This window comes from Ursidibacter arcticus, assembly GCF_009761375.1.
Taxonomy (GTDB): domain Bacteria; phylum Pseudomonadota; class Gammaproteobacteria; order Enterobacterales; family Pasteurellaceae; genus Ursidibacter; species Ursidibacter arcticus.
Genome location: NZ_LEKM01000188.1, coordinates 1 through 10,472, shown reverse-complemented (window position 1 = coordinate 10,472; position 10,472 = coordinate 1). Strand labels below are relative to the sequence as shown.

At 39.6% G+C, this 10,472-nt stretch carries 9 protein-coding genes, 1 riboswitch and 1 other annotated feature; all 9 genes read right to left on the bottom strand.

Annotation, left to right across the window (positions count from 1 at the left end):
• On the bottom strand, positions 1 to 575 hold a 575-nt coding region (gene ribD / locus A1D25_RS08440), incomplete at its 3' end, for a bifunctional diaminohydroxyphosphoribosylaminopyrimidine deaminase/5-amino-6-(5-phosphoribosylamino)uracil reductase RibD (RefSeq protein ID WP_157395244.1).
• Positions 576 to 786: 211 nt separating this feature from the next.
• A riboswitch (FMN riboswitch) is annotated at positions 787 to 911 on the bottom strand.
• Positions 912 to 1,026: 115 nt separating this feature from the next.
• Positions 1,027 to 2,007 (bottom strand): peptide ABC transporter ATP-binding protein, encoded by a 981-nt coding sequence (locus tag A1D25_RS08435; protein WP_157395243.1) that lies wholly within the window; start codon positions 2,005 to 2,007, stop codon positions 1,027 to 1,029.
• A 31-nt stretch (positions 2,008 to 2,038) separates the two neighbouring features.
• The gene (gene dppD, locus A1D25_RS08430; RefSeq protein WP_157395242.1) at positions 2,039 to 3,031 is read right to left on the bottom strand and encodes a dipeptide ABC transporter ATP-binding protein; all 993 of its coding nucleotides are present in this window, start codon (positions 3,029 to 3,031) and stop codon (positions 2,039 to 2,041) included.
• A 9-nt stretch (positions 3,032 to 3,040) separates the two neighbouring features.
• Positions 3,041 to 3,931 carry an ABC transporter permease subunit gene (locus A1D25_RS08425; protein WP_157395241.1) on the bottom strand — a complete coding sequence of 297 codons (891 nt, stop codon included), beginning with the start codon at positions 3,929 to 3,931 and terminating at the stop codon, positions 3,041 to 3,043.
• Positions 3,932 to 3,950: 19 nt separating this feature from the next.
• Positions 3,951 to 4,955 carry an ABC transporter permease subunit gene (locus A1D25_RS08420; RefSeq protein WP_157395240.1) on the bottom strand — a complete coding sequence of 335 codons (1,005 nt, stop codon included), beginning with the start codon at positions 4,953 to 4,955 and terminating at the stop codon, positions 3,951 to 3,953.
• A 122-nt stretch (positions 4,956 to 5,077) separates the two neighbouring features.
• Positions 5,078 to 6,673 (bottom strand): ABC transporter substrate-binding protein, encoded by a 1,596-nt coding sequence (locus tag A1D25_RS08415; protein ID WP_157395239.1) that lies wholly within the window; start codon positions 6,671 to 6,673, stop codon positions 5,078 to 5,080.
• Positions 6,674 to 6,855: 182 nt separating this feature from the next.
• Complete coding sequence (locus tag A1D25_RS08410; RefSeq protein ID WP_157395245.1) at positions 6,856 to 8,226, bottom strand: Na+/H+ antiporter family protein; 1,371 nt, start codon at positions 8,224 to 8,226, stop codon at positions 6,856 to 6,858.
• Positions 8,227 to 8,285: 59 nt separating this feature from the next.
• Positions 8,286 to 8,421 (bottom strand) — a sequence feature (His leader region).
• A gap of 151 nt (positions 8,422 to 8,572) precedes the next feature.
• Positions 8,573 to 8,836, bottom strand: a complete 264-nt coding sequence (locus A1D25_RS08405) for a GrxA family glutaredoxin (protein WP_157395238.1) — start codon at positions 8,834 to 8,836, stop codon at positions 8,573 to 8,575.
• A 112-nt stretch (positions 8,837 to 8,948) separates the two neighbouring features.
• A complete protein-coding gene (locus tag A1D25_RS08400; RefSeq protein WP_157395237.1) occupies positions 8,949 to 10,175 on the bottom strand; it encodes a uracil-xanthine permease family protein in 1,227 nt (408 codons plus the stop codon).
• Positions 10,176 to 10,472: the final 297 nt, after the last annotated feature.

Below are 10,472 nucleotides of genomic sequence, written 5' to 3'. Positions count from 1 at the left end.
ACGATGTTTGGGTTGTACAGATGACGGGTTTGTTGAACGCTTTGGCGAGCTGTTTCACTAGTGATCCATTTAGATTCTCCAGTGCTAGTGGCAATTTTCCCATCTGCCGTCATTGCATATTTCATCAAAACATAAGGACGTTGGGTGCGAATGTAGTGAAAGAAAATCGGATTTAACGCATCACATTCTTCTCTCAATATGTTTTCAATCACTTCAATACCTGCGTTGCGTAATTGAGTAATACCTTTGCCTGCCACTAATGGATTTGGATCAGCAGAACCAATTACAACCGTTTTAATTCCTTTTTCAATCAATAAATCAGAACAAGGTGGTGTTCGTCCGTAATGGCAACAAGGTTCTAAAGTAACGTAGGCTGTCGCTCCCGTTAAGTCCTGCTGACAATTTAAGATAGCTTGACGCTCTGCGTGCCATTCGCCATAACGTGTATGATAACCTTCTGCAATGACTTCACCATTCTTGACGATTACACACCCAACTAAAGGATTAGGGTTTGTCCAGCCAACTCCTTGTTTTGCCAAATCAATGGCTTTTTGCATAAATTCTGTATGACTCATTCGATAAATTGTATATATAGGGCGGGTATTTGGAATAGACGATCAGCGTTGCAAACTTTAGGTAAAATCTACCCGCTTATTCAATACGAGTGGTGATCTCACCTAAGTTAGCTTTAGTGTTATAAAAAGAAAACGCCTTGAAATCATCAGATCTCAAGGCGTTTCCAAGCACAACAAAAACACTCGACAAATATCGAGTGTTTAAATCTAAATTGCTCTTCTTCCATCCAGACTATACTGTCGGTTTTGGAATTCCACCAAATCCTGCTTTGGCTTTCGCCTCTGCTCGCGGACTTTACCGCCGATCGGGAGTTTCACCCTGCCCTGAAGATTAAAAATTGTTGCGAATTTTCTACTTTAAATATACTGATGTCAATCACAACCTTACATTTATAAAAATATATAAACTTCTTTGTATTGTTCTATAATAAAACTGGCTATATAAATGTATCTACTCCACCATAAAACAAGCAATTTTTGTGCCGTCTGGGTAAGTTTTTAGCTCTGGTCGTTCTTGTTTACAACGTTCGGTTGCAAGGCGACAACGTGCGTGAAAGGCACAGCCTTTTGGTGGATTGAGCGGGCTAGGTAGTTCACCTGTGAGCTTAATACGTTCACGTCTATGTTCTGGCTCTAAACGTGGGGTTGCCGAGAGAAGTGCCTGAGTATAAGGGTGACGTGGGCTACTGAAAATTGCCTTGGTTTCGCCTTGCTCAACAACTCGTCCTAGGTACATTACCATTACTTCATCGGCAATATGTTCTACCACAGACAGATCGTGAGAGATGAACACATAAGATAAGCCCATTTCCTCTTGGAGATCCATCATCAAGTTAAGCACTTGAGCACGCACTGAAACATCAAGTGCTGAAACAGGTTCATCTGCAACAACAATATCAGGGCGAAGCATTAGCCCACGAGCAATGGCGATACGTTGGCGTTGTCCGCCTGAGAACATATGTGGGTAACGGTCGTAAAATTCAGGTTTTAATCCTACTTTTGCCATCATTTCTAGCACTTGCTCTTTGCGTTGTTGTGCTGAAAGGTCGGTGTTGATCAATAACGGCTCTTCTAAAATTGCTCCGACTTTTTTACGCGGATTAAGTGACGCATAAGGGTTTTGAAATACAATCTGAATTTTTTTACGGCGTAATTTCTCTGTTTCGCTATCGCTAACTAGAAAATTCTGCCCTTTATAAAATAGCTCGCCTTCTGTTGGGCGTTCAATCATTGTGAGCATTCGCCCTAAGGTTGATTTTCCACAGCCAGATTCACCAACAATCGCTAAGGTTTTCCCACGTTCTAAGGTAAAAGATACACCATCAACGGCTTTTACCATTTTCGGTTTGGCAAACATTCCTTTTTTGACGGGGTAATATTTTTTTAAGTCCACCGCATCTAATAGCGGTGCGTTTTGATTGAGATTTTGCATACTTATTATTCCAACTCAATTTCTTCACTGCTTATAAGAAAGCGTTTTTATTTGGTAAGCCGTCAAGACCTAATGGCGTATGACATTTTACTTGTCGTCCATTTAGTGTTCTTAATGCTGGTTCTTCTTGGCGACAACGCTCCGTTGCATAAGGGCAACGTGGGTTTAATAAACAGCCTTGTGGTCGGTCATATTTACCCGGTACAACCCCTGGGAGTGATTGTAAGCGTGATTTACCTTCCGCAAATTCAGGTAAGGCTTTTAATAATGCTTGTGTATAAGGGTGCAATGGCGATTTGAAAATTTGCTCTGCTTTTCCCTCTTCAACCACTTGCCCTGCATACATTACGATAATGCGATGTGCGGATTCCGCAACCAGTGCCAAATCGTGAGTAATTAAGATCAACGCCATATTTTCTTTGCGTTGTAATTCAAGCAGTAAGTCAATAATTTGTGCTTGAATGGTTACGTCTAATGCGGTAGTTGGTTCGTCAGCAATCAATAATTTAGGGTTACAGGCAATCGCCATTGCGATCATTACACGTTGGCTCATTCCCCCTGATAATTGATGTGGGTAAACATCTAAACGAGAAACAGGATCGGGAATACCAACCATTGTAAGCAATTCAACCGCCCTTGCTCTACGACTTGCTTTTGAACCACCTTGGTGAACCTTTAAGGCTTCCATAATTTGATAGCCTACGGTATAACTTGGGTTAAGGCTTGTCATTGCATCTTGGAAAATCATTGATACATCTGCACCTACGATTTTCTGTTTCTCTTTCGGTTTTAATGAGAGAAGGTCGTTGCCATCAAAATGTAAAGCATTTGCCATTACACGTCCTGGGTAGTCAATTAGCCCCATAATCGCTAATGAACTGACCGATTTTCCCGAACCTGATTCCCCCACAATACCTAATACTTCACCTTCATTAATGGTATAACTAACACGATCCACAGCTTTGAATGGTGTTTTTTGATCACCAAAGTGGACGGAAAGCTCTTTTACTTCTAATAATGCCATTTTCTGCCCTTACTGTTTTAATTTTGGATCAAGTGCATCACGCAAGCCATCACCCATTAGGTTGAAAGCCAGCACAAGCGATAAGATTGCTAATCCAGGAATGGTGACTAACCAGTTTGCCGATTGCATAAAACCACGAGATTCCGCCAACATTGTGCCAAGCTCTGGTGTTGGTGGTTGAGCACCGATTCCTAAGAAACCGAGTGCTGCAAGCTCTAAAATTGCGTTAGAGATCCCCATTGTCATTTGTACAATTAGGGGAGCTAGACAGTTAGGTAAGATAACGATAAACATTAAACGCCATACACCCGCTCCTGCAACTCGAGAAGCGGTAACATAATCTCGATTTTTTTCACTTAGCACAGAAGCTCGTGTTAAACGAACATAGCTTGGTATAGAAACCACCGCTATCGCAATTGCCGCATTGATAAGCGAAGGCCCTAGAATAGTAACAACACCGATAGTTAATAGTAGGCTTGGAATTGCCAACATAATATCGACAAAACGCATAATCACAATATCAATAGTGCCGCCATAGTAGCCTGCCAATAGACCGAGAATGACGCCAAGCACGCAAGACATCAATACTATCAATAAGCCGATAAAAATAGATAATCTTGCACCATAAATAATACGGGAAAGAATATCACGCCCAATATCGTCTGTTCCGAGTAAATATTGGCTGTTACCACCATCAAACCACGCTGGTGGAAGTAGCAAAGCATTACGGTTTTGCTCAATTGGGTCAAACGGAGCAACAAAATTGGCAAAGATACACGCAAACGAAACGATTGCGATAAAAGTCAGCCCGATAACCGCCCCTTTATTTTGGCGAAAATAGTACCAAAATTCTTGAAAAGGCGTTAAGGGAGCAGGTGAAGTTACTTCAACACTAGACATCAATCACTCCAAAAATCAATTAAGTATGGCGAATTCGTGGGTTTACCACGCCATAAAGTAAATCTACGGTCAGATTCACTAAAATAATAATAGTCGCAATAATCAGCACTGAACCTTGTAATACAGGGTAATCTCGTGAGTTAATCGCATCAATAATCCATTTGCCGATACCCGGCCACGAGAAAATATTTTCAGTTAATACCGCACCTGATAATAATTGCCCAACGATTAGCCCAACCACCGTAACAACAGGGATTAACGCATTACGCAAAGCGTGAACAATCACAATACGGGTTGTATTTAACCCTTTGGCTTTTGCTGTTCGGATATAATCTTCGCCCAGCACTTCTAACATTGATGAACGAGTCATTCGAGTGATGATCGCCAGTGGGATTGTACCAAGCACAATTGCAGGCAGAACAAGGGATTTTAAAGCGGCTATAAATGCCCCCGGTTCGTCCGAGTTCCACGTATCAATCAACATAAAACCTGTGTCAGCCTCAATCCAAAACTCTGCGGGTAAACGCCCTGATGCAGGCAATCCTAGTGGAGTTGAGACATAGAGAATTAAAATAAGACCCCACCAGAAAATAGGCATTGAATAGCCTGTTAATGACATTGATGTTACCGTATGAGAAATCCAAGACTCTTTTTTTACTGCGGCAACAACACCTAGAATAATGCCTAAGATTAAAGACCAAAGTAACGCAAAAAAAGCCAGTTCGACAGTTGCTGGAAAGAGCGTGAAAAATTCTTTTAATACAGGTTCGTTATTGCGGAAAGAGTTGCCTAGATCTCCCTGAAAGACCCCTTTAATATAATTAAAATATTGTTCGTATAGCGGTAGATCTAAACCCAACTGTTTCATCATTTGTAGATGTACTTCTGGCGACAGTCCTCGCTCCCCCATCCGAATTTCAATCGGATCCCCCGGAATTAAATGCACTAAAGCAAAGGTAATTAAGGTTATCGCAAAAAATGTTGGGATAACCATCAATACACGTTTAAGAATAAATTGAATCATTCAACATCTCTTCGTTTAAAAATAAAAATGTTCTTTTGCTATCTTGTGATAGCAAAAGAAATCAAGCGGTTGCATTCTACCTTAATTTTCAAAATTAATGAAAAATCCAACCGCTTATTTGCTTATTTTTCTAAATCCACAGAATAAAAGTTGTGTAAACCAAATGGACTAACCACATAGCCTTTCACATCTTTACGCACAGGGAAATAGGTCGTTGAGTGTGCAACGGTAATCCAAGGTGCTTGCTCTTTAAAAATAACTTGAGCTTGTTTATACATATCAGTACGTTTCGCTAAATCTGTTTCTTGAGCCGCTTGGGTCACTAAATCATTAAATGGTTTATAGCAGAAGTTTGCATAGTTAGAACCCGATTCTACTGCCGCACAGCTTAATAAGGTATTTAAGAAGTTATCAGGATCACCATTATCGCCTGTCCAGCCCATCATACCAGTTTGGTGATCGCCTGCACGCATACGTTTAAGGTATTCACCCCATTCGTAGCTAACAATAGTTGTTTTCACTCCTACTTTTTCCCAATCTGCCTGTACAAGCTCTGCCATACGGCGCGCATTTGGGTTATATGGGCGAGAAACTGGCATTGCCCAAAGATCGGTTTCAAATCCTTTTTCAAAACCTGCTTCTTTTAATAACGCTTTCGCTTTTTCTGGATCATACTCGTAATCTTTCACATCTTCATTGTAAGACCACATTGTCGGTGGGATTGGGTTTTTCGCCACCTGACCTGCGTTTTGATACACCGCTTCTACGATAGCTTTTTTATTTACCGCATAATTTAATGCTTGGCGAACTTTCACATTATCAAATGGGGCTTTCTTCACATTAAAGTTGAGATAACCAATGTTTAAACCCGGTTTGGTTAATAATGTAATCGCAGAGTCAGATTTTAATTTTTCGATATCCGCAGGATTTGGATATGGCATTGCGTGGCACTCGCCTTTCGCTAATTTAGCATAACGCACTGAAGCATCTGGCGTAATAGAGAAAACTAAACGATCAATCTTAGCTTTGCCACCCCAGTAATTTTCAAAGGCTTTATAACGTACAGCCGAATCTTTTTGATAAGAAACAAATTCAAAAGGTCCTGTCCCAATTGGATTACTGTCAATTTTCTCTAGTGTGCCTGCTTTAAGTAATTTTTCCGCATATTCTGCTGAATAAATAGATGCGAAATCCATCGCTAAATTTGCTAAAAATGGTGAATTGGGCACATTTAGGCTAATTTTGACGGTATAGTCATCTACTTTTTCTACTTTAGAAATAATATTTTGCATATCCATTCCAGTAAAGTATTCGTAATTACCGCCTGATACTTTGTGGTATGCATTTGTTGGATCTAGCTGACGATTGAAAGAGAAAACAACATCATCGGCATTAAAATCACGACTTGGCGTAAATTCTTTATTACTTTGGAATTTAACCCCTTTACGCAAGTGGAATACATAAGTTTTACCATCTTCAGAAACATCCCATTTTTCTGCTAATGATGGAATTACATTAGTTGTGCCATTTTCAAATGCCGTTAAGCGATCGAATATTGTCTGACCTGACGCATCTAGTGTTGCTCCGTCTGTTCCCAAAACAGGGCTTAAGTATGAAGGCGATGCCTCGCTACAATAAACGAATGTTTTAGGTGCTGCCATTGCCGAGCCAGAAGCCACTGCTAATGCAATAAGTGATAGTTGTGTTAATTTTTTCATTGTTCACCCCAAGTGTGGTTGTTGTTATAAAAATGTTAAATAAGTTATATCAAAATGGAATATACAATTTTTTTAATTAAAATCAATAGTTTTTTTTATCCATTTTATAAATAAGCGGTGAGATAACACTCATTTTTTGCAAATTTTTCTCTTAATCTCACCGCTTGAGATAATATTTGATATTACAGCACCATTGCTGCGATCCAACCAAAGACTAATAACGGAATGTTATAGTGAATAAAGGTTGGTACAACTGAGTCCCAAATGTGATCGTGTTTACCATCAGCATTTAAGCCTGATGTTGGTCCTAAGGTTGAATCTGAAGCTGGTGAACCTGCATCGCCAAGTGCTGCTGCAACCCCAACAATAGAGATAGTCGCTAATGGTGAGAAACCGAAAGAGATACAAAGTGGCACATAGATTGAAGCAATGATCGGCACTGTTGAGAAAGATGAACCAATTCCCATTGTGATCAGTAAACCAACTAACAACATTAAGAATGCAGCCATTTCTTTGGTTTCAATCGTGCCTTTTAAACTTTGTACTAATTCAGATACGCCACCTGTTGAATTGACGACATTGGCATAACCTGATGCTGCAATCATTACAAAGCCAATCATTGCCATTAAACGTAAGCCATCTTGAAAAATGTCGTTGCTCTGTTTGAGTTTAAACACACCACCTAATGCGAAGATCACCAGACCGATTAACCCACCTAATACTGTTGAGTTAGTTGAGAGCTGTACTGCACAAGTTGCAACAATCGCAATTAAACTGATCCAAATGTGGAAAGATTTGACTTGTGCTACACGAGTTTCAATATCGTCTAATTTTGCTTGGGCAGTTTCAACATAAGTGCGTGGTTTACGGTAAGTAACAAAGATTGCGAGTAATAACCCGAAGATCATACCTGCCACAGGAATTGCCATTGCTTTGGTAACACTTGCCACCGATGCAACTAAACCGAAAGTTTCTCCTGCTTGATTGATATTTTTAACCAAAATATTTTCAATAAAGATTTGACCGAAACCCGCAGGAATTAACATATAAGTTGCGGTTAATCCAAAGGTTAAAGCACAAGCGACAGCACGGCGGTCAATTTTTAACTGGTTCATTACACTTAATAATGGTGGAACAACAATCGGGATAAAGGCAATGTGTACAGGGATTAAGTTTTGTGATGACATTGAGAAAGCCACTAAAGTAAACAGCACCATATATTTAAACCAAAATACAGAGCGACCTGATGGGCGTTTCCCAAAAGATTGAATCACTTTATAAGCTAATAAATCTGTTACACCTGATTTGGATAATGCCACAGCGAAAGCACCCAATACGGCATAGTTCATTGCGGTTTCAGCTCCACCGCCTAAACCCCCTGTGAATGTTTTTACGGTGGTAGTTAAGGCCTCGCCCAATGCCATACCATCAGCACTGTTTCCTAAAATACCGCAAGTTAATGCGGCAATAATCAACGCAATTACTACATTGATTCGCATTAAACTTAATGCGAGTAACACAATAATTGAGATGACCACTTCGTTTGATAACAACATAGTTTTGTCCTCTAAGTTAAAGTTAAAATTTGAAAATTAAGTTAAAAAATTGACTAACAAAAAACCCCTCGAAAGTTGCCTTCCGAGGGGTCTAAAATGGTTTTAAGGTATCGTAATCACATTTCTCGCTCGGAAGATTCTTCCGAACACGCTAAATGCCCGAAAGATTATTCAGGTAAATGGCGATGATGATGGTTTCTTAATGTGATGTTCATAACGACTCCTAATTTGAATTGATTTGGAATATATACTAGCAAAAATCAAATTGCAAACACTTTTTTACATCTGTAAACAAATATTTTATTTCCCTTTATGCTAGCAAATTCAACATAATAAGGCGAAATTAAACCTCAATCCCAAATTTTTCTTTTACGAGTGCTTGGAAATCTGTACAACCACCAACGTGTTGATTATCTAAGAAAATTTGTGGAACGGTGGCAACAGGCTTACCAACACGCGGTTCTAAATCTTCTTTTGAAATATTTTTAGCAATCATATCAATAAATTTAAAATCAAAATCGGCTAATTCCGCTTTCATTTTTTCAGCTAAGGCTTTTGCACGAGTGCAATATGGGCAAGTCAAACGACCGTAAATTTCTACAAACATTGTATCCTCTCAATAAGTTAAATAAATAAGCGGTCTGATTTTAGCAGATTTTTGCAAAAAATCCTGTAAAAGCGACCGCTTACTTGAACTGGTAAGATAGTTAGATTATGGATTAGTCATCTTTTGGCTCTGGTGCTTTTGGTAGAACCAGATTTAAAAGAATAGCCACAATCGCACAAAGACTGATACCTTTTAGTGAAAATTCGCCAACATTGACTAACATTCCGCCGATACCAAATGTCATTACAACTGAAACAATACATAAATTGCGTGGTTCGCCCATATCTACTTTGGCACGAATTAAGGTACTCATACCAACTGCAGCGATTGAACCAAACACTAACATCATAATGCCACCCATTACAACACCAGGGATAGTTTGTAGGAATGCGCCCACTTTTCCACAGAAAGAGATACCGATAGCCCAACAAGCAGCCCACGTCATTACTCGTGGGTTGAAGTTTTTAGTTAGCATTACCGCTCCTGTTACTTCTGCATAGGTTGTATTTGGTGGGCCACCTAACATTGCGGCCGCTGATGTAGCAACACCATCACCTAATAACGTACGGTGTAAACCTGGTTTATGTAAGAAATTTTTACCTGTTACAGAACTAATTGCCATAATACCACCAACGTGTTCAACGGCTGGAGCAAGTGCAATAGGCAGTAAATATAAGATTGCCTCAAGTTTGAATTCAGGTGTGGTTAGGTTTGGTAAGCTAAACCACGCCGCATCAAGCACAGGTTGGAAATTCACTAATCCCATAAAGATAGACAGAATATAACCGACCGCAATAGCAAACATAATCGGTACAAGTTTCATTAAACCTTTAGCAAATACCGCCACGATCAATGTAGTGATTAAGGTTACCATTGAAACGATAATAGCTTGTTCATAAGGCACATTGCTTGTTTTGCCTAATGCCATATCTACGGCAACAGGTGCTAAACCTAGACCGATGATAATGATAACTGGCCCAACAACAACAGGTGGGAAAATTCTATCTAAAATAGCAACCCCTTTTAACTTAACTAAAGCTGACAGTGCAAAATAGATTAAGCCTGTAAAAATCAAGCCCCCCATTGTGACGGAAATGCCCCATTGTTGTACGCCATATTGAATAGGTGCAATAAAAGCAAAGGAAGAAGCAAGGAAAATTGGCACTTGTCCTTTAGTACAAAGTTGGAAAAGTAGTGTGCCGACACCTGCGGTTAAAAGTGCAGTATTAGGATCAAGACCCGTAATTAACGGAACAAGGACTAAAGCCCCAAATGCGACAAATAGCATTTGTAAGCCAACAAACGCCTGTTTAGGCGTGCTGATATTTTCTGTTGTCATTTTAGTTTCAACTCTCAGTTTGAATTAACTTTTATTTAAAGTGGTAAATTAACATAAAAAAGAGTTATCCCATAAGGATAACTCAGACTGATGACAAACCCTAATTTGTTGTATTCAATAAATGGATACACTCAGTGCGTCCGAATGAAAAAAGATTTTGTCAATAATCTGGGGCAAATGTAATTTGCCCCTACATATGAACCAAATGCCCGAAATGTAGGGGCTAATTACATTAGCCCCAGACTGATGACAAACCCTAATTTGTTGTATTCAATAAATGGATACACTCAGTGCGTC

Excerpts from the sequence above, each read along its gene's own strand:
- A1D25_RS08435 (WP_157395243.1), bottom strand. The coding sequence starts at position 2,007 with ATGCAAAATCTCAATCAAAACGCACCGCTATTAGATGCGGTGGACTTA.
- dppD (WP_157395242.1), bottom strand. The coding sequence starts at position 3,031 with ATGGCATTATTAGAAGTAAAAGAGCTTTCCGTCCACTTTGGTGATCAA.
- A1D25_RS08425 (WP_157395241.1), bottom strand. The coding sequence starts at position 3,931 with ATGTCTAGTGTTGAAGTAACTTCACCTGCTCCCTTAACGCCTTTTCAA.
- A1D25_RS08420 (WP_157395240.1), bottom strand. The coding sequence starts at position 4,955 with ATGATTCAATTTATTCTTAAACGTGTATTGATGGTTATCCCAACATTT.
- A1D25_RS08415 (WP_157395239.1), bottom strand. The coding sequence starts at position 6,673 with ATGAAAAAATTAACACAACTATCACTTATTGCATTAGCAGTGGCTTCT.
- A1D25_RS08405 (WP_157395238.1), bottom strand. The coding sequence starts at position 8,836 with ATGTTTGTAGAAATTTACGGTCGTTTGACTTGCCCATATTGCACTCGT.
- A1D25_RS08400 (WP_157395237.1), bottom strand. The coding sequence starts at position 10,175 with ATGACAACAGAAAATATCAGCACGCCTAAACAGGCGTTTGTTGGCTTA.